We start from the raw sequence: 20,175 nt of genomic DNA, 5'->3' as shown, positions 1-20,175 counted from the left end.
CTAGTAGGGAATTATTTGGATTTTGCAAAGCCTTAGTTGCATTTATACAGAACAAAAAATCTGTAAATAAAAAGAACCCCATGAAAAGTAACCGTACTACGCTAACGTAATACTGCACATTTCCATGGGGTTCTCTTATTCTCCACCCAAAGTCTTCAAATCCATTTATTCAACTACTATAATAGTATGATAGTTTCACTTTTGTAACAATAGGTAATAAGTATGGATTGAGAGATAATTTTAAAACAGAGAAAATTCCTCTATACAAATGACAGTTTGACCTATTCTATTTACCAATCGATGAAAATCTCACTTTTCTATACACTAAAATACCTGCCCCAATAATTAGTAGAATCCCACCTACTAAGAGAAAGGTATACATATCAGTAGCTGTTTTGGGTAAAGGCTTTCCTTCTTGCTCTCCCTTCAGTCCTTTTTTACCTTGTTCTGGGGTTGTTACATCACCATTTTCCTTATTTTCACCTTCGTTATTTCCTTCGTCAGAGCCAGAATCACCATTATCTGTTCCGTCTTTATCCTTTCCATCTCCGCTACTATCTTTATTCTTTTCATCTTCAGAATTCTCGTCATTGTTGTCATCATCAGAGCCGTCTTGATCATCATCAGGTTGTTGTTCTGGATCCTCACCTAATAAATCAATAATACGGCCTTCAATAACCGGGTCAACTTCACCATTTAAGTCCTCTACCATATAGTCTCGTAATTGCTCCCAATCAATTTCACCGATATCTTTTACGCGTCCTTCATCATACGCTTGAGCAAAAACTTCAAAGCCGTCTCCACCTTTACCAGTGAAATTGTTTGTTGTAACTAAATAAGTCTGGTCTGCGTTAATTTCCACATATTCACCATCAATTTCCACTTCCATTGTTACAATTCGTGATCCTGGGTCCATTGTACTATCATAGGTGAATTTCATACCAGCAACATGTAAAAATCCACCGCTTTCTGCAGGAGCTTGACGAACACTATGCTCTAAGATTTGTTTAATTTCAGCTCCTGTTAATTCTGCAATCACTGGATCATTTCCAAATGGAAGCACAGCGATCACTTCACCAACAGTAATTGGCCCTTCATCAATTGCAGCACGGATTCCTCCTCCATTTTGCATGGCTATGACGACTTCTGGATATTTTTCTTTTGCTTTTGCAAGCATCGCGTCAGTTATCAGATTTCCTAATTCTGTTTCATTTGCCCGAACACTAATATCACTATCACTGTGACGTGGATTTAGTATAGGCTTCATGGCAACTGCGCCCGTCTCTTGATTGATTAATTCATCAACTTCCGCTTTATATGGAGCAAGTACGTCAATAGCATCTTGATCGGCTTCTTTTTCACTTACATCAATTAATTGGCCTGCATACCCAACCACAACTCCATTTTCATCGAATTCAACATCTAATTTCCCTAAAAGCTGAGAGTACTGATGCGCTTGCACAATAACTGTTGGGTCTTTTTCAGCCCCATTTGCATCCGTTGAAACAAGCACCGGCTCGTCCAATTTGGAATGGGAATGACCACCAACTATGACATCGATACCTTCTACATAGGAGGCAAGTTGTAAATCATTTCCAAAATCTGGATTGCTGTTATAACCAATATGGTTGACTGCTATGATTTTATCAATACCTTGACCTTCAAATGCCGCCACTGCTCTTTCTGCCTCTTCGATATAATTTAAAAACTTCACATTTACTGGGCTAGAAATATTAGCTGTATCCTCAGACGTCAATCCAAAAATACCTACTTTTTCCCCATTAATCTCTTTGATAATCCCATCATGGACCGATCCGTTTTCTGGTGAATCTGTAAATGGATCAGCATTTATAGTGCCAGCCATAAAGGGATCCGCTGAGAAATCAATATTTGTCCCAAGGAATGGGAATTTTGCTGCAGTAACGAATTCTGATAAAGATTGATGTCCATCCTCATTTGATCCAAGGTCAAATTCATGATTTCCAAAAACCATCGCGTCAATATCCATCATGTTTATTAGCGCCAAATCAGCTATCCCCTTAAACTGATTAAAATATAATGTTCCTGAAAAAACATCACCAGCATGGAATAATAATGCATCAGGATTTTCAGCACGAACCTCCTTGATTGCAGTTAACATGTTCGGTAATGGCTCCACATGTGCATGTGTGTCGTTCATATGCATAATCGTTAGCGAAAAATTCTCACTCTCTTCTTCAGCAAATACACTAGCTGGCAAAACCATCGATAACATGATCATAATAATTGCTGTCAATCTTAACGAAAACCCGAAATACTTTTTGTTCATCATAGAAAAGTTACCTCCTATAGGATCTTTATTAATACTTAACACCTAATCTAGTAAACTAACAATCTACTATGTCGAAACGTTAGAAGTATACAACTGCAAATCCTTGTCATACTAGGAGTTTTCACTACCTAACACTCTCCCCCCTTTATTTGACTCTCTTATTTAATTGTAGTAGTTCTCTATTAACCCACCATTAGGAGCAGGTAAAGTATATGTAAAAACCGGGACATGGGGTGGTGGTGGGACATGGGGTCGGGTCCCTCGCGGTGGTTGTGGGACACGGGACCTGACCCCAAGCGATCCTGTTGAAGTGGGACGCGGGACCTGACCCCAAGTTGTCTTACTCAACGCCAAATATATATTGTGCTTTTGGGAGTGATTCTTTGAAGTAATAGCTGAAATTTTGATTGAAGTGTTCGGTGTCGGTTAGATGTTTTACTTCTATGTCATTTTCTAAGACAAATTGATGAAGTTCATATATCGAAGAAACGTCACTCCAGACATTGATGACAGAGCCATCTTGGAAATGGATATTATAATTTGCAATTACGCTAGATGATTCGAATGGGTTATCCCGCTCTGTGAATATTTTCTCTTCATGATAAATCTCAGTTTCTACATACTCCACTTCATCCCATGATTTGACATCATGCCAAACAATCCGGTTCCTAACTATCTTCTCTTCATTTGCAGCTTGGAACCATAACGATGTTATTAGTATCATGACGATGGACAGAACCAAAAATATAGGGATTAGTTTACGACCCACGGGAGTTAACCTAACATATTTTTTGAATAAAAGAAGTAGGACAATAGCAATTGCAAAATACTTCGTAAAATGAAGTATAGGAGCTACAAAAGTTATATATGTATGTGATTGAAATAAGAGATAAAGAACTCCTTTTACGATCCACTCCGTTGCTAGAAACAGTATAATGATTGAAATAAGTAAGATTAATAGTTTTCTTACAATCCTATTCAAATCAAATTCCCTCCATTATAAATTCATTACCATATTATTATATAATCTTCAGGCGAGGAAATAAATGGTAAAATGTATAAGATTACTAGAAGAGCAATGGGATTAAAGTATTCCGTTTAATTTTGAATCCCCTTACCCCACCTTTAATTTATATCAAACCTCTCTAGAAAATCGAGTACACTTTATCAATAAAAATGGGACAAGGTTCCCGACCCCTCGTCCCAATACTCTCACCCCACCAAAACATAAACAAACAATGGGACCAATACAGGCATGACTAATGTCATTAACAAGAATGATAATGTACTAATAGCCCCAGCATAATCATCGTCTTCCATCAGACGGGCGGTTCCGATTGCGTGAGAGGTTGATCCCATAGCTACTGCTTTAGCCAAGCTGCTTTTTATGTTCAGCTTTTTAAAAATAGTTGGACCGATTACTGCACCAAGCATCCCAGACATGGTACAGATAACAGCTGTCAAAGCAGGAATCCCTCCATAAAATTCGGCAAGATCGATGGCGACTGGTGCAGTTATATTTTTCAACATAGCAGAAACTACATAACTGTTGTCTACTTGGAATGCCCATAAGACGACAGCACCTGTCAATACGCCTAGGATTGCGGCAATGACAACCCAACTTACAATTTTCAATCCATTTTGTGCGAGCATTTTACGATGTTTATATAACGGAAAGCTTAATGCAACCACAGCAGGACCGAGCAACCAGTCAATCCACTGTGCACTCACATAATAATCTGCATAGGTTTTTCCGCTTATGAGTACCAATATGATTAGGACCACCGTAGCTGTGAAAACAGGAATCAAATAATTGCGCTTCTTTCGTAAATAAACATACTGAGCTACAGCGAAAACAATTAAAGTTAATATTAGCCACATGAAAATTCACTTACTTTCCGGTCCATCCAATAACTAACAAGTAAAATGATTAAAAATGAACTCACAAGCATTAAACTGAAGAATAAGACGCCAAATACACTTAAAAGATTGTCATATTGAATGATTCCAACTGTTACTGGCACAAAAAATAAAGGCAGATACTTAATGAAAAGCTGAGCGCCACCTTTTACCCAATCAACTAGTTTTTCACCAAATACTAGAAAAAGACCAAATAGCAATATCATGCCAATTATACTGCCTGGAACCCATGACAAAAGATATGTATTGATGGTTTCCCCTAATAAATAAAATCCTATTATTAAAATAATTCCGCTCACGGTTTTCAATATATTCACCTCATTAAAAAACTTAGCTTTTCTTATCCATCCTTAGTTGTACTTATGCAGGATAAGAAAGTTTATACATTCCTACGAACTAAGAAAGGCCACATCATGTGACCCTTTCATTATATCAAAGTTACTTTCTTTGTTGTTTTTGATTGAATTACTGGATTTTCTAGTGTACTTACTCCTGTAACGGTACAAGATACTACATCACCAGCTTTAACAAAATCTGCTCCTACTGGACTCCCAGTAAGAATGACATCCCCAGGATTTAAAACCGTTACTTGAGACAAGTAAGTGATCATTTGTGGAATGGATATAATCATGTGGCTAGTTGGGCTATTTTGAAACGGTTTCCCATTTACGTATGATTGAATCATTACATTTTCTAATTTAACATCTGTTTCAATCACGGGGCCTAAGGGGGTAAAGCTAGGGAATGATTTCCCTACGAACCAATGACCATCTTCTCTAAAATAATCTGGGCTTGTTACATCGTTTGCGACAGTGATGCCGAAGATATAATCTAAATAATCCGATTCATCAATATTCCGAGCCTGTTTCCCAATGATTACAGCAATTTCTGATTCAAATTTTACTGATTCAACTCCAGGTGGCAATTCGATGGAATCTCCTGTCCCAATGACGGAATGCTTTGGCTTTGAAAAGAAAATCGGCGTGTCGGGTAACCATTCCGGTCGGTCCTTCTCATCAGCAAAAAAGTTAGCCCCAATTCCGATGATTTCATTTGGAACAAGAGGAGAAATCAGACGAACTTCCTCTATATTCACTTTTTCATCTGTCTGCGTTGAATCTCCGTTTAAAGGAGAACCTGTTAAGACAATAATTTCCTCCTCTTTCAGGACACCATATTTATCTGTTTCTCCTTGTTTGAAACGTACATATTTCATTTCATTCACCTGCTTTTAACGTAATGGATCATACGGTGTTAAATCAAGATCAATAGCTTCGTCTAATGCCAATCGAGCTGCCAACGAGCCAACGTATGGCCCCATCGTTAAGCCTGAGGCACCAAGCCCGGTTGCAATAATTAGATTCTCAAAGCCTGATACTTTACCGAGCAACGGGTTTTTATCCGGACTCATCGGCCTGAATCCGACTCGGACTTCTTTGAACGTAGCATCAGACAAGCCAGGGGCAACACGCAACCCTTCATGTAATACTTCTTGAACTCCACCGGGTGTTACCCGATAGTCAAAACCACTCCCTGTCTCACGCGTAGCACCAAATGCAATTCGGTTATCATTAAAAGATACCATATAATGGCTACTATCCTGCGGAAGGACAACTGGCCAATTAGAAGTATCCTCGTCAACGGTTAGATGAACAATCTGGCCTCTTTGGGCCACTTGATTAATCGCTACACCAACTGGTTTAAGCAAATCACCAGTCCAAGCACCTGCTGCCACAATTACTTGGTCTGCCTGAATGTTACCTTCACTCGTTTCTATTATTACCCGATGATCTGAGTCTTTTATTAAGCTTACTTTCTCTTCAATTACTTTTCCGCCATTTTGTTTAAAGCCTTTCACTAACGCCTTTGCAAGTAATCTTCCATCTAACCGAGCTGAACCCGAAATATAAAGTGCATGCAGATTTTCATCCAAACCAGGGAAATAATCCTGGGCTTTTGGGGCTTCCAACAGTTTTATATCGCCAACTGCTGCATAGGACTCCTTATGTTTTTCTACTTTTTTCTTCAATTCCTTTAATTCTTCCCAATTGTCGCTTGTCGCTAATGCACCGGTAAAACCATAACCTGTTTCTGTATTCCCATCGGCTTCCAACGATGCGATCAATTCAGGATAATATAGAGCTCCTTTACTCGCAATAGCAAACCAGTCCGGATCATCCACCCTTGATATCCAAGGACAAATAATTCCTGCTCCTGCAGATGTGGCTTTTCCTTCAAATGCTTGATCGATAAGAATGACTTCTTTTTCTCCCTTTTGTGATAAATAGTAAGCAGCACATGCACCTACTATTCCTCCTCCAATTACTACATATGTCATGTAACTTCCCCCATCTAATGTTTTAGTGGATAATGGCATTTCACATAATGACCTTTGGCATATTCTCTTAGTTTCGGTCGATCAACCAAACAGTTGTCTTGTGCAAACGGACACCGCGCAGCAAATTTACACCCTTGGTCACTAGTCTCTTCCTGGTTCAATTCATCGGCGACCGCGTCACTGTCACCAATTGTCCGTTTAGTTGGATCAGTTGATGGAACAGCTGAAATCAACCTCTTTGTATAAGGGTGAAGCGTGTTTGAAAATAGTTTTTCATTCGTGGTCACCTCCACGATTTCCCCCATATACATTACAGCAATCCGGTCACTCACATATTTAACAGCCGGGATTCCATGCGCGATAAAGACATAGGTTAAATCCAGTTCTTTTTGCAGTCTTTTTAATAGATTCAAAACCTGTGCCTGAATCGATACATCCAAAGCGGAAACCGGCTCATCACAAATTATCAATTCAGGATTTAGTGCAATAGCACGGGCAATACCAATCCGCTGTCGTTGTCCGCCACTAAACTCATGCGGATATCGGTGCAAAAGCTCTGGATCTAATCCCACGATTTCCATCAATTCAACTACTCGTTTTTCAAGCTCTTTTCCTTTGTAGAGTTTGTGCGTGACGAGAGGCTCAGCAATAATATCAAAGACGTGCATTCTTGGATTTAAGGAAGAAAACGGATCCTGAAAGATCATCTGGATATTTTTCTTATGCGGACGAAAATCCTTTGGCTTTACGCTAGCAATATTTTCACCGTTGAAGAAAACTTCTCCACTTGTCGGTTCAACCAATCGAATAATTGAATTTCCTGTCGTTGATTTTCCACACCCAGATTCTCCTACAATACCAAGTGTTTCTCCTTTTTTTACATAAAAAGATACATCATCCACAGCCTTTACATAGCGAGTTGTTCGTTTGAATTTTCCAGATTTAATAGGAAAGTAAGTTTTTAGATTTTTTACTTCCAATAAAACCTTTTGATCATCTGTAGTACGATGTTTTTCTTTAAGTTCCACTGCTTCGGTCACGATGTCTTCACCTCTTCCTTATACAGCCAGCAATTCACCATCTCTTCCTCACCGTAGTACATATTTTCTGGTGCCTGACTTTTACAGATCTCCATCGCAAATGGACACCTCGGATGAAACGGACAACCACTTGGCTTGTTGGCAGGGGTAGGCACACTCCCTTTGATAGATTCGAGGTTATCCTCTTGATCGATGGATGGAGTACTCCTGATAAGTCCCTTGGAATAAGGATGCTTCGGATTGGCAAAGAACTTCTCTACCTCATTCTCTTCAACAACTTGGCCCGAATACATTACTACCACTCGGTCGACCATTTCAGCCACTACACCTAAATCATGGGTAATGAGAATAATAGATGTATCTAGCTCTCTCGTAATCTTTTTCATTAATCCTAGGATCTGTTCCTGTATTGTCACGTCAAGTGCAGTAGTTGGCTCATCCGCAATTAATAATTCCGGATCACAAGCTAAGGCAATAGCAATCATGATCCGCTGTCGCATCCCACCACTCAACTGATGCGGATAGTACGCATACTTTTCTTCCGCCTGTGGAATCCCTACCATTTTCATCATGTTAATCGCATGATTACGTGCTTCTATTTTCGAAAGTTCTTCTTTATGCAGTAAGACGGTTTCTTCAATTTGCTTTCCGACACGAATCAACGGATTAAGAGATGTTAGAGGCTCCTGAAAGATCATGGAAATTTCATTCCCTCGCACTTTCCTCATTTTCTTTGTTGAAAAAGTCGTTAAATCCTGCCCTTTAAAATGAATGCTTCCAGAGTTAATTTTTCCTTTATTGCCTAACAACTGCAATATAGACAATGACGTGACACTCTTCCCGCAACCAGATTCACCGACTATGCCCAGGACCTCGCCTTTTTTAACAGAGAAAGAGACACCGGTAAGTGCTGGGATCACACCATGATCAGTATAGAAACTCGTATGCAAATTCTTGACTTCCAATAAATTCATTCCGTTATCTCCTTTCCTTATAATCTCGGATCAAGTACATCGCGGAGCCAGTCACCGAGAAAAATAATGCCAAGCACCGTAATAGTAATCGCAATACCTGGGAAGGTTCCCATCCACCAATGTGTTGCCAAGTAATCCCTTCCATCATTCAACATCCCTCCCCAGGAAATGTCTGGTGGTTGAATGCCTAATCCAAGGAAACTCAGAGATGCTTCTAGAATAATCGTTGTCGCCACGCTCAACGTTGAAATAACGATAAATGTCGACATCACGTTTGGAATCAGATTCTTTCGGATGATGGTCAAGTGGCTTGTGCCAATTGTCTGAGAAGCTTTCACAAATTCACGTTCCTTTAAACTCAGAACTTCCCCCCGTATAATCCGTGCGTAGTTCACCCAAGTAGTCAGTCCAATTACAATAATCAAAACGGTCAAGCTTGGGGAAAAAATAGTCAAAATAACCATGATGAACAAAATACTTGGTATGGATAAAAACGCATCGACTATTCGCATCAAAATTTGATCAACCCATTTTCCGAAATAAGCCGAAACAACTCCGATAATCAAACCGATAAAACCAGCAACTACCACGGATAAAACCCCAACAATCAGGGAGACACGCGTTCCATATATCAGTCTGCTAAAGACATCTCTCCCCAGGTTATCGGTTCCTAATAAGTAAGCTGATGTGCCTCCCTCTTGCCAAGAAGGTGGAACCAATATATCGGATAATTGCGGTTCGGTTGGACTGTATGGAGCAATGAAATCGGCAAAAATCGCGATCAGTGTGACGCTGATTAAAATGAAGAGTCCGACCATTCCTGTTTTACTCTGTGCAAGTAATTTTAGAAATAACTTAACATTTCCGGATCTCTTATAGGTTTTAACTTTTTTCACTTCGCTAGTAGCCTCACTCAATTGGAACACCTCCTTAAGAATGTTTAATCCGTGGATCAATAATGAAATAAATCAAATCAGTGATTAAGTTAATGAGTATAACAAGTATTGCAATAATAAAAACGGAGGCCTGCACAACTGCCATATCACGTGCGTTTACCGCTTGAACAAGTAGCATACCCAAACCTGGCCACTGAAAGACGGATTCGGTAATAATAGCCCCACTAACAAGTATGGAAAGCTGTAAAGTGGTAATTGTGATGACAGGTATAAGTGTATTTCGGAATGCGTGATAAACAACCACCTTAACATAAGGTACTCCTTTACTTGACGCTGTCCGTATATAATCCTGCCCTAATGTATCTAGCATCGATGATCGAACAAGTCGAGTCATCTCCGCAGCAACCGATGTTCCTAGTGTAATAGCCGGTAAGACTAAATGCATAAAAGTTCCTCGTCCTGACACTGGGAAGGCTTGATAATTGACTGCCAAAAGCAAGATCAACATAATCCCTAGCCAAAAATTTGGCATTGCTTTACCTAATACAGATCCACCAGTGATGAATAAGTCGACATAAGAATTCCTCCTATTCGCTGACCAAATCCCCAAAGGTATGGAGATGGCAAGAGCCACCAACATGGCAGCTCCTGCTAACTCAAAGGTTGCGGGTAAGCGTTCAATCACAAGCGGAAGAGCGTCCATATCGTACCGAGTGGATGTTCCAAAGTTCCCACGAGTAATATCCATAACAAAATTAGCATATTGAACAATGAACGGATCATTGAGTCCCAAGGATTCCCGCATATATTCACGGTCTTCCTGACTGGCATCCTCAGGAAGCATCAAGGAAACCGGATCCCCAGCATGGTAGACGAGCACAAAAACCACAAAGGTGATGATAAACAAGACTGGTATTAACTCGAGTAACCGTTTAATTATGAATTTCTTCATTTGCTCACCCACCTAAAACAGTTAGTTTGGTTGTATATGATCGAAATACAACGCTTCATCTAAGCGTGGTTCGAACTGTATACTGTCAGATACGCCATAATTCACTTTATCCTGATACAAGAAAGTGTGTGGACGCTCTTCGGCGACGACTTGCTGAATTTCTTTAAACTGTTGTAATCTAGACTCTTCGTCTAAGTTACGAGATGCATCTTGGAATAGTTGGTCAACATCTGGATTATTGTAATCTGTTTGTCCAGCAGCCCGGTCTATCGTGTAATGTACCAAGGAATAAGAAGCATCCAACAATCCATCCGCAAGTCCAATCATAATCAATTCCTCGTTTTCATTTTCTGAATAAACATCAATGAATGTGCCTGACTCAAGAAGTTCCAAATTCACTTCAATACCGACCTCACCAAGCATTACAGCTATCAATTCTGCTACCTCGCCATCTAGCGGATAACGACCGCGTGGTGCTGTTAGGGTGATTTCTAATCCATCTTCATAACCCGCTTCTGCAAGTAACTCTTTTGCACGCTCTTTGTCATGCACATACGTATCATAAAGGTCAGGATCCGTTCCAAATACCCCTTCTGGTACACGCGAACGAACTGGAACACCAGAACCACGAAGAACAGAATCCACAATTGCTTGTTGGTCAATGGCCAAATCAATTGCTTCACGAACACGTTCATCTGATGTCGCAAATCCTTCTGTCAAACGGTTCATCAATAGCATGACGCGAGTTGTCTCACCTTGCACTAGAGAAGTTCCTTCATTGTCATTGACTCGATCCCATTCATTCGGTGTAACATCCGTAATCAACTGAACACCACCTGTCAACAACTCGCCAACCCGAGTAGAACTCTCACTGATGGCACGAACAGTAACCATATCCCATATTCCAGGCTCACCATAATAGTCCTCAAATTTTTCCAACACTACTTCACTGTCCACATCCCAACTAACAAACTGGTAAGGTCCTGAACCAATCGGATTTTCAACAAACCCATCCATACCAACTTCTTCCACATAGTCTTTCGGTAAGATATCTGCTCCACTTTTAGCAAGTACATGTTGGAGCGTAGGCATTGGGCCGTCGGTTACAATTTCAACCGTATACGTATCCAATACATTAACTTCTACAAGCTGTGTGAAATATGGATATTCTTTTAATCCTTGGTCTGTCATAACCCGTTCTAAGCTGAACTTAACATCCTCAGCCGTAAGCTCTTCACCATTATGAAATGTGATACCCTCGATTAAATTAAAATGCCATGTTTCGTCATCTACATTTTCATACGATTCAACGATCTCAGGAACAATCTCCATATCTTGATTTCTAGCAAATAAGCGATTATACATATTGCGGAAAATCCGCTCCCCATTAGTACTTAAGGAGTCCTGCGGGTCAAGGGTCGTGATATCTGCCGATTGGGCAATTACCAAGTTCCCATCCGACACGCTACCATTTTCTGTTCCATTATCAGTTCCTACTTCTCCACTTTCTCCACTACAAGCAGCTAGGAAAAATACCAAAACTGCAATAAACGTTAGCCATTCCCACCTTTGTTTCACGCTTTTCTCCTCCTATTTTTTAAATTTATTTACAATGGTCGCCACCAATTGTGTACCCTGTATAAAATCCTGTATGGTGATATTTTCATTTGGTGCATGAAATTTAGAGCTTGTATTGGCCACCCCCACTTGTACTGCTGGCATCTGACAATTCGATAATAATTTATGCATTGGACTAGAACCAGCTAGGTTACTGTATATGATCGCTTCTTCTTCATACGTTTCTGCCACTGCGTCCAACACCTGTGTTACAAACGGATCATCCGGATCGGTATTATACGGTTCCAAATGGTTTAACTGATTAATTTCAATATCTTCAAACCCATGTTTGTCTAAATGCTTTCTTAGTAAAGAAACGATTCGGTCGGGTGTTTGTCCGGGAACCAACCTAAAGTCCAGCTTAGCAACTGCCTTGGAAGGAAGTACTGTCTTTGCACCTTCTTCTAAATAGCCAGACTTTATGCCACAGATGGTACATGTGGGTTCTGCAATCAAACGACGTTTTAATTCATAGCCTGAGATTTCGTCAATGAATTCGTCGATCTCATAGTTCTCTTTTGTGTAATTCTCATCGTACTCTAGCGTTTCAATGAATTGTTTTGATTTATCCGTAAGCGGCTTTACTTCATCATAAAAATGATCGATTAATACATTGTCGTTTCGATCCTTCAGTGTAGCCAAAGCCCACGTTAGTTTCCATGCTGGATTCTCAATGATCGCTGCTTCAGATGAGTGTAAATCATGCTTCGCCCCCTTTGAAATCAGTTCAACGTACGCAATTCCCTTGACACCTAATCCGACGTGAAGTCGCTTATTGTTTACCTCACGCATACCGCCTTCCCATAAAATCGCATCTGCTCGAATGTCTTCTGTATGTTCCTTCGCAAGATATTCTAGGTGCGGACTACCAACCTCTTCTTCCCCTTCAATGATGAATTTAATATGAATCGGCAACTTACCATGAACGGCTTGATACGCATCGAGTGCGGCTAACCGAGCAATGATATTTCCTTTGTTATCAGCTGTTCCCCTAGCAAAGACCACCCCATCGCGAAAAGTCGTTTGAAAAGGTTCACTTTCCCACTCATCGAGAGGATCCTCTGGTTGAACATCGTAATGATTGTAAAATGCTAATGTTTCTTCCTTTTCACCTTGGAATTCACCAATTAAAACTGGATACCCTTCTGTTTGAATCGTTTTCGTCTTTGCCCCAACACTTTGCAAGAGCTCCTTCATAATAGTAAACATCTCTTCCATCCCTCGATTTTGAGCGGAAACGCTTGGTTGGTTACAAACCTTTTCAAGCCAACCTAAGTACTTCTCCTTGTTTGCTTCAATGTATTGATGTACCTTACTCATTGATTTTCCTCCCTTCCCTTAAATCGCTCTATTGAATAAGCTTCCATAGGAAAGCTTGATTCCCCTGTTGTGACAAGTTCAGCCATTGATTTTCCTAAAATTGCTGAGAGTGTCATACCGCTATGCGTAACGGCTACATATAGATTTTTTTGTTCAGACACCTCACCAAATATTGGTAATCCATCATTTGGCATAACTCGAATACCAGAAAAGGAGCGAACAATTTTCACATCCTTTAGTTTCGGTACCAAATTGACCGACTTTTCAGCTGTATCCTGCAGCACATCCATTGTCGTTCGTCGGTCATATCCGACATCCTCTTTTGAAAAACCCATTAATACAATTCCATTACTTAACTGTCTCATACCAATGATCACATGATGGATAAGTGGCTCTGTAGGTTCAGTAACTAAAATTTGTCCCCGAGAAGTATGAGTAGGTATTCGAATATTCAGAAATTCACCAATAGATTTTGACCATAGCCCCGCCGATAGAATGACCTTCTCGGCTTCATAAACTCCCCTATTCGTTGTTACTTTGTAACCTACTTCTGTCTTCTCTAGTGCTCTCACTCCGTTGTAAAAAGAAAAATGTGCCCCATTTATCTTTGCCTGAAGATGATAACGTTGAATTAGTTTAAATGGATTCACGTGACCATCAATGGGGGAATAGGTTGCACCGAGTAAATTAGGTGATAGATTCGGCTCTAGCTTAAGAATCTCTTCTCTTGAAAGGAGATCTACCGGAATGTTCGCTTTACTCATTTCTAGCTGTAATGCTTTAGCATCATAAAGTTCCTGTTTTGAAAAAATAGGCGCTATGCCTCCAGACCTTATATATTCAATGTCACCAATTTCCTCCTGTAATTCCTGGTACCGATTGGCACTTGCCAGACTAAGTTGACCATACTTATAAGGGGTTTTGCTGTGAACCCAAATCCATGCCTGCGTCGCACCTGAGGTTCCACTCATTGGATAACCCTGATCTATTGTCAATGTTTTGAGCCCTTGCTGTTTGGATAATTCATATGTAATGCCTAGTCCAACGACTCCTGCCCCAATCACAATAGCATCATAGGTTTCAACCTTCATGAAATCCCCCCTCTATAAACACTTTCAAAGGAACCGGTCGAATTGGCATCCGGTGACGTGTGTTAGGAAGGCACTCCACGGGAACCTTGGACCAATTGGCCAAATGATCATTTGCTGCATCGAAGCAATATTTCGCTTGGCAATGTCCCATGCCACATCGACTCATTCGTTTCAGGTCGTCAAATGTACGCGCACCGTGTTCAAATGCCATTTTTAAATCCGCAACTGTAAGTTCTTCACAGTGACATACGATTACTTGATTCGCTTCCATGTTCCTCACCTTCTTTCTCCAAATAGGTCAAGATGTTATGCGCCACCTGAATTCCCGATTGAACCGACTCTTCTTCTGTTTGTGTTCCACTTGCTCGACCTGCAACAAAAAAGGATGTTTGTCTTGTTTTATCAACTGGTAGGGCTGCCCAGCCACCTGAATCCTTCTTATACTTCAGCGGATATCCGTATAAATGAGCTAATTCGTTGACCGGAACATAACCCTTGCTAGAAATGACAACATCCACATCATGTTTTGCTCCATCAACAGAAAGTTTTTTTACCTGATCCTTACCAAAAGCGGTCACTGACTGATTCGTTGAGGCTAAAACAACCTCGTGACCTTCTTCTCTAAGGTTTTGTGCAACCTTAGGAAGGGAGGGATGTGCTCCTACAATACCGATGCGCTTCGGAAAGATAATGCCTTCTATATAACGTAGCTTCAAATAAGCATCCAACGTAATCACTCCCGGTAATTGCCAGCCTTCGAATTGTTCAGGAAGCTCACGAGCACCGGTAGATTGAAGCACCACCTTAGCTCGAAAACAAGTCATCGTTTGTTGATCTGTTACTCCGAGAGAATTATCAGCATAAAGCCCAATTGCTTGGTGGTTAAGAAAGACATCTGTTGACGGTTCGATCACTTGATCTAGCAATCTATTAAAAGAATGTCGGTGATCAATTAACCATCTGCGTTTTAAATAATTCCCACCAAGCTCATGTTTGTCATCAATGATAGCGACTTTTAAGGAGTGTTGTTGAATGACTTGTAGTGCCGCCAACCCCGATAATCCTGCTCCAACTATAACTACATCATATTCCAAACAATTCACCTCGCATGACAAGCATCCCTTCCTTTGGTGGTGTTTGGCAGGCTAGCACCCTCTCATTTTGGACATTCACATAACAACTACAGCAATCACCAGTCATACAGAATGACCCTACTTGTGATTTCGTCCTTTTTGATAAACTTATGCCGTAGATCCCAGCTTGGAAGAGAGCTCCAGCAATCGTTTGACCTTCTCGAAAAGGAATTTCTTTTCCTTCAAACATAAATACTTTCAATGTCCACACCACCTTAAAAAATATAATATTATAACATTATAACTTTTATGTATTAAAGCATACTTTAACATGAAAGTATGTTTTAAATATTTACTTCGATATAGAACTGATAATGTTCCTGTCTAACGATAAACTTAGAATACTCAATGACTTCGCCTTGCACTGTCCTTGTAAAACGTTCAATGACGAATAGTTGCTCACCAACTGGAATCTGTAGTAGTTCTGCTTCCGCCTCGTTTGCTGTTAATGTAGAAAAATATATTTTTGCTTTTCCGAGTTCAATTGAATAATGGTTTTGTAAAACACTATAAAGTAACTCGTCTTGAATCATTTCTTCTTTAAGATCAGGTAGTAGCTTTACCGGTAGATAAGTATACTCCAAACCAATAGGCATGGAATCATTCATCTTAATCCTGCTCAGTTTATATACTTTATCTTCCTCATCCACTTCCAAAAGCTTTGCTATTAAGAGATTAGCTTCTTGCGTATGAAATTCTTTCGTGTGGTGCGGATGTTTTACTCCTTCTTTCTGACCATACTTTAAAGTAACTAAACTCTGTAAGTCAGTTTCCTTTTTAGAAGTAACAAAGGTCCCTTTCCCACGTTGTCGATATAATACTCCTTGGTGTACAAGTTCCAAAACGGCCCGTTTAATCGTGATTGTCGAAACTTCAAAGCGCTCTGCTAGCTCTTTCTCTGTTGGAATTTGGAACCCTTTTGGCCACTCTCCCGATACAATCTTTGCTTCTAGGTGATCCTTCACTTGATGGTATAAAGGATGTGGTGCATTTTTATTAATCATAGCTGCCTCCGATAATTTATAATATTATAACTTTTAATTATCGATATCTTAACACTATGAAATAAAATGTCAATCCTTTTAAACGAATTTTATGAATCTTATTTAAAATTTAATTAACAACTATTATAAAGATTTAAAAAGTTTCGTCAAGAGGAAATTTGATTTTATCACAAATGGGACAGGGGGTGGGACAGGGGGTCGGGTCCCTTATTGCCTCCAATTTAGGAAAAGGAATCGGGACAAGGGACCTGACCCCAATTCACTTCAAACCGGGACTATGGACCTGTCCCCCAATTGCTTTAATTTAAATTTTCCGCCAATTTACTTTATAAACTAGTAATATTATACTAGATGGTATTCGAATGTTTTAGGAGATTACGATGAGATATACTGGTAGAATTACCTTTTGCACTTTAATGATTACATCATCAGTCACTCACTTTTTTCTTGTTGATCAGATACAACCTTTGGCGATTATATTCAGCATTTTTTATACCGTTTTATCATGGATTGTTGGTTACTCATACGATAAATATCGTTTCCTATCTTATAGAGACCCTTTAACAATGGTTTATAATCGCAGGTACGGATATAAAGTTATTCCAAAAATGCTCGCAAAAGCAACACGTAAAAAAGAATCCCTTGCAATATTCAATGTCGATGTTGATCATTTTAAATACATAAACGATACCTATGGACATCAATATGGAGACTATATATTAAAAGAAATTTGCAAAGTCCTATCTAGCAAAACTAGTAATAGAGACTTAGTTATTAGATGGGGTGGGGATGAATTTCTCGTCATCTATCAAAATATAGATAGAGAAACTGCTGGCAAACTAGTACATCAATTACATGAAAGTGTAGACGAATTAACTACAGATCAGAATCTAAATATTCAATTATCTATTGGTATTGCTATCTTTCCTGAAGATGGAAAAACCGTCGATAAGTTAATTTCTTTATCAGATGAGAAAATGTATGAAATCAAGGCTTCTAGCAAAGGAAGCAAAATAGACTAGAAACTATTATACAAACGTTATATTTTTAAGATCGAGAGGATAACAGCATGGAAAAGAAAATACTTCAAGAATCGTTACTATTTGAGGAAAAACGAGCGACCAAGTGGTTTTTGTGGTTATTTTATACACTTTATTTGGGCTATGATATCACTTATTATTATATATTGCCTAAAACACCCTGGAGTATAGAGGATTCTCCCAATGTTGGGCTAAATATATTTATGTATATTATCATGATTGGTCTATTACCCTTGGCTATTTATTTAATGAAAAATCAAAGACCTGAATGGATAAAATATATTTATTTTATTACATATACAATTCTTAATACTTGTAACGATATATGGATTTACTGGGGAAAAGATGCAACTTATGCAAACGGTAATATCGCTGAGGTTGTTATTGTATTGTTTGCACCTTTATTTATCAATAAAAAGTTTTTTTATTTAGTATTTTTAGGAACGGTTACAAAGTTCTTAGTCGTGGGGATCGTGCTCCAAGATCCAATTGTGTTACTCCCATTACTAATAGTAGCCGTCATAGCAATACTTTCTTCATTTCTTTTATATCGTTTCCTCAGCTATGTGAAGGCAGTTAAGAGTACATACGATAAACAATTAGAAGGTATTGTAAAAGGTGTTATTGCTACTTTAGAACTAAAAGACCCTTACACACGCGGTCATAGTGAACGAGTTGCTTATTATGCCATGAGTTTAGCAAAAGCGACAGGCAAATTTAAGGAAGAGCAATTAAAAAACTTCTACTATACATGTCTATTACATGATATAGGGAAGATCAATATCCCAGATGCGATTTTAACGAAACCTGGAAGATTAACAGATGAAGAATTCGAATTAGTTAAACAACATCCTACGGTTGGAGCAAAGTCTGTCCAAGATGTGGAAGGAATATCTGGATACATCGATATAATTTATCACCACCATGAACGCTGGGATGGAAATGGTTACCCAGATGGATTAAAGGGCAAGGAAATTTCATTATTAGCGAGAATCACAACAATTGCTGATTCCTTTGATGCGATGACTTCTTCTAGATCCTATAGGTCTGCTTTATCTCTTGAGGAAGCATACAAGCGTATCATTGAAGGAAAAGGAACACAATTTGATCCTCAATTAGTAGATTTATTTATAGAAGTTTATCCAAGTTGGAAAGAGTACCATCAAAACAATAATAACTAATTATTTGAAAGGAGGTGTATTGACAATGAAAATCCGCAAACTACATAAAATCAAAGTAACTTGCTGGTGGTGCTGGTGGGGTGGCCGCTAATCATTTGGAAAAACGTTGGATGTTAGGAGTAAAGTTCTAGCATCCTATTATTTTTATTAAAGGAAGTGATACCTGATGAAATTAACCCTCCAGTCGAAGCTATCTCTATATCCTCTACAAATCCGCCAAGATAAAAAACATTATATCGTCGAAGATAACCAGTCCGGTGAATTTTTCGAAATGCCAAAGGTTTGTATCGATGCATTGGAGATGATAAAAGACGGTAAAACAATAGGTGAAATTGAACAATCACTAAGAAAGGTCTATCCTACCGAAGAAGTCGAACTTATTCCTTTTGCTGAGCAACTCATAGACTTAGGTTTAGTAAAAGAAATAGATGGGCAAAAAGTGGGCAAGGAAAAAAAGAACCAATCCCCAACAGGGCTTCAGTGGATTCCTGTTCGGTTAGGGCAATTCTTTTTTAATAAAATAGCTAGTAAGTTATATTTGGTATTTTTCCTGACAAATATTTTTTTGTTATTTTCAAATCCTACTCTACTACCAAGTTATCGGGATATCTTTGTCTTTGACTCCATGATGTTAAATATCGTGACCTATATGACTGTCTCTCTCGTTCTTATTATGATTCATGAGTTTGGTCATATACTAGCCATTCGAGCTCACGGTCTACCTGCTAAATTAGATATTGGTCATCGATTATTTTTTGTTGTATTTGAGACCGACTTAACCCCGGCCTGGAAACTATCTCCTAAACAACGAAATCGACTATATTTTGCCGGCATGTCATTTGAGCAGATAATTCTCTTTTTTGCTTTTATGATCACTTTAGTTCTTACAGATAGTCATTTATTGATACAAGGTATTATCGGAATAATCATCTTTGATCTATTTATTAAATTTATTTATCAATGCTGTTTTTATATGAAAACGGACCTGTATTATGTTGTTGAGAATGTAACAGGTTGTTACAACCTAATGGAGAGTGGAAAGCAAATGCTACGAAAATGGCTTCCAGTTAGGAAAAGTGCTCCAAGTACAACAGAAGTCCTCCTTGATAATGAGACAAAAATTGTACGCTATTATAGCGTGTTCTATCTTTGTGGCATTATCTTAATGTCCGGATTATTTATCTTTTACTTTCTGCCGCAAGCACTATATGCAATTTCAAGGAGCTTAAATCATTTAGTTACCTATCCCACATCCAATCCATATTTTTGGGACGGCATAGCCTTCCTCACGCAAATGATTGTAATGCTTGGATTATTAGGATTTGCTTGGGTGAAAAATAGAGCAAATCGGTAAAGTG

General features: G+C 39.1%; 20 protein-coding genes. 3 read left to right on the top strand and 17 right to left on the bottom strand.

From position 1 onward, the window contains the following. Positions 1 to 286 precede the first annotated feature (286 nt). The 17 genes from GMD78_RS03805 to GMD78_RS03725 form a co-directional block, all read right to left on the bottom strand. On the bottom strand, positions 287 to 2,311 hold the full coding sequence (locus GMD78_RS03805) for a 5'-nucleotidase C-terminal domain-containing protein (RefSeq protein ID WP_155667287.1): 2,025 nt from the start codon (positions 2,309 to 2,311) through the stop codon (positions 287 to 289). A 340-nt stretch (positions 2,312 to 2,651) separates the two neighbouring features. Beyond that, complete coding sequence (locus tag GMD78_RS03800) at positions 2,652 to 3,293, bottom strand: hypothetical protein (RefSeq protein ID WP_155667285.1); 642 nt, start codon at positions 3,291 to 3,293, stop codon at positions 2,652 to 2,654. Positions 3,294 to 3,523: 230 nt separating this feature from the next. Continuing rightward, complete coding sequence (locus tag GMD78_RS03795) at positions 3,524 to 4,192, bottom strand: LrgB family protein (RefSeq protein ID WP_155667283.1); 669 nt, start codon at positions 4,190 to 4,192, stop codon at positions 3,524 to 3,526. After that, a complete protein-coding gene (locus tag GMD78_RS03790; RefSeq protein ID WP_343042126.1) occupies positions 4,183 to 4,530 on the bottom strand; it encodes a CidA/LrgA family protein in 348 nt (115 codons plus the stop codon). The genes GMD78_RS03795 and GMD78_RS03790 overlap by 10 nt, the downstream gene beginning before the upstream one ends. A gap of 128 nt (positions 4,531 to 4,658) precedes the next feature. Then, positions 4,659 to 5,447, bottom strand: coding sequence for a fumarylacetoacetate hydrolase family protein (locus GMD78_RS03785; RefSeq protein ID WP_155667279.1), 789 nt, complete (start codon positions 5,445 to 5,447; stop codon positions 4,659 to 4,661). Positions 5,448 to 5,462: 15 nt separating this feature from the next. Beyond that, positions 5,463 to 6,569, bottom strand: coding sequence for an NAD(P)/FAD-dependent oxidoreductase (locus GMD78_RS03780; RefSeq protein WP_155667277.1), 1,107 nt, complete (start codon positions 6,567 to 6,569; stop codon positions 5,463 to 5,465). Between the two features lie 14 nt (positions 6,570 to 6,583). Further along, on the bottom strand, positions 6,584 to 7,609 hold the full coding sequence (locus tag GMD78_RS03775; RefSeq protein ID WP_343042105.1) for an ABC transporter ATP-binding protein: 1,026 nt from the start codon (positions 7,607 to 7,609) through the stop codon (positions 6,584 to 6,586). Next, the gene (locus GMD78_RS03770) at positions 7,606 to 8,583 is read right to left on the bottom strand and encodes an ABC transporter ATP-binding protein (RefSeq protein ID WP_155667275.1); all 978 of its coding nucleotides are present in this window, start codon (positions 8,581 to 8,583) and stop codon (positions 7,606 to 7,608) included. The genes GMD78_RS03775 and GMD78_RS03770 overlap by 4 nt, the downstream gene beginning before the upstream one ends. A 17-nt stretch (positions 8,584 to 8,600) precedes the next feature. After that, positions 8,601 to 9,500 carry an ABC transporter permease gene (locus GMD78_RS03765; RefSeq protein WP_246187550.1) on the bottom strand — a complete coding sequence of 300 codons (900 nt, stop codon included), beginning with the start codon at positions 9,498 to 9,500 and terminating at the stop codon, positions 8,601 to 8,603. 13 nt (positions 9,501 to 9,513) lie between these two features. Further along, entirely contained in the window at positions 9,514 to 10,431 is a 918-nt protein-coding gene (locus GMD78_RS03760; RefSeq protein WP_155667273.1) for an ABC transporter permease, read from the bottom strand. 21 nt (positions 10,432 to 10,452) lie between these two features. Further along, entirely contained in the window at positions 10,453 to 12,009 is a 1,557-nt protein-coding gene (locus GMD78_RS03755; RefSeq protein ID WP_155667270.1) for an ABC transporter substrate-binding protein, read from the bottom strand. Positions 12,010 to 12,021: 12 nt separating this feature from the next. Further along, positions 12,022 to 13,368 (bottom strand): M20/M25/M40 family metallo-hydrolase, encoded by a 1,347-nt coding sequence (locus GMD78_RS03750; protein ID WP_155667268.1) that lies wholly within the window; start codon positions 13,366 to 13,368, stop codon positions 12,022 to 12,024. Then, positions 13,365 to 14,459, bottom strand: a complete 1,095-nt coding sequence (locus GMD78_RS03745) for an NAD(P)/FAD-dependent oxidoreductase (RefSeq protein ID WP_155667266.1) — start codon at positions 14,457 to 14,459, stop codon at positions 13,365 to 13,367. Before GMD78_RS03745 ends, GMD78_RS03750 begins: the two co-directional genes overlap by 4 nt. Then, positions 14,449 to 14,730, bottom strand: coding sequence for a (2Fe-2S)-binding protein (locus GMD78_RS03740; protein WP_155667264.1), 282 nt, complete (start codon positions 14,728 to 14,730; stop codon positions 14,449 to 14,451). The genes GMD78_RS03745 and GMD78_RS03740 overlap by 11 nt, the downstream gene beginning before the upstream one ends. Then, positions 14,696 to 15,553 carry an FAD-dependent oxidoreductase gene (locus GMD78_RS03735; RefSeq protein ID WP_196493713.1) on the bottom strand — a complete coding sequence of 286 codons (858 nt, stop codon included), beginning with the start codon at positions 15,551 to 15,553 and terminating at the stop codon, positions 14,696 to 14,698. The genes GMD78_RS03740 and GMD78_RS03735 overlap by 35 nt, the downstream gene beginning before the upstream one ends. After that, positions 15,543 to 15,794: a 2Fe-2S iron-sulfur cluster-binding protein gene (locus tag GMD78_RS03730; protein ID WP_155667253.1), complete on the bottom strand. Its 252-nt coding sequence runs from the start codon at positions 15,792 to 15,794 to the stop codon at positions 15,543 to 15,545. Before GMD78_RS03730 ends, GMD78_RS03735 begins: the two co-directional genes overlap by 11 nt. 82 nt (positions 15,795 to 15,876) lie before the next feature. Continuing rightward, positions 15,877 to 16,596: a GntR family transcriptional regulator gene (locus GMD78_RS03725; RefSeq protein ID WP_155667251.1), complete on the bottom strand. Its 720-nt coding sequence runs from the start codon at positions 16,594 to 16,596 to the stop codon at positions 15,877 to 15,879. Positions 16,597 to 16,976: 380 nt separating this feature from the next. Between GMD78_RS03725 and GMD78_RS03720 the strand changes: the two genes are divergently transcribed. The 3 genes from GMD78_RS03720 (at position 16,977) to GMD78_RS03710 (ending at position 20,171) form a co-directional block, all read left to right on the top strand. Further along, positions 16,977 to 17,618 carry a GGDEF domain-containing protein gene (locus GMD78_RS03720; RefSeq protein WP_155667249.1) on the top strand — a complete coding sequence of 214 codons (642 nt, stop codon included), beginning with the start codon at positions 16,977 to 16,979 and terminating at the stop codon, positions 17,616 to 17,618. Positions 17,619 to 17,665: 47 nt separating this feature from the next. Continuing rightward, the gene (locus GMD78_RS03715; RefSeq protein ID WP_155667247.1) at positions 17,666 to 18,817 is read left to right on the top strand and encodes an HD-GYP domain-containing protein; all 1,152 of its coding nucleotides are present in this window, start codon (positions 17,666 to 17,668) and stop codon (positions 18,815 to 18,817) included. Between the two features lie 166 nt (positions 18,818 to 18,983). Next, positions 18,984 to 20,171 carry a peptidase gene (locus GMD78_RS03710; RefSeq protein ID WP_155667245.1) on the top strand — a complete coding sequence of 396 codons (1,188 nt, stop codon included), beginning with the start codon at positions 18,984 to 18,986 and terminating at the stop codon, positions 20,169 to 20,171. Positions 20,172 to 20,175 lie beyond the last annotated feature (4 nt).

The organism is Ornithinibacillus caprae (genome assembly GCF_009728145.1).
Classification (GTDB): Bacteria; Bacillota; Bacilli; order Bacillales; family Amphibacillaceae; genus Ornithinibacillus; species Ornithinibacillus caprae.
This window is presented reverse-complemented; position numbering and strand designations above follow the sequence as displayed.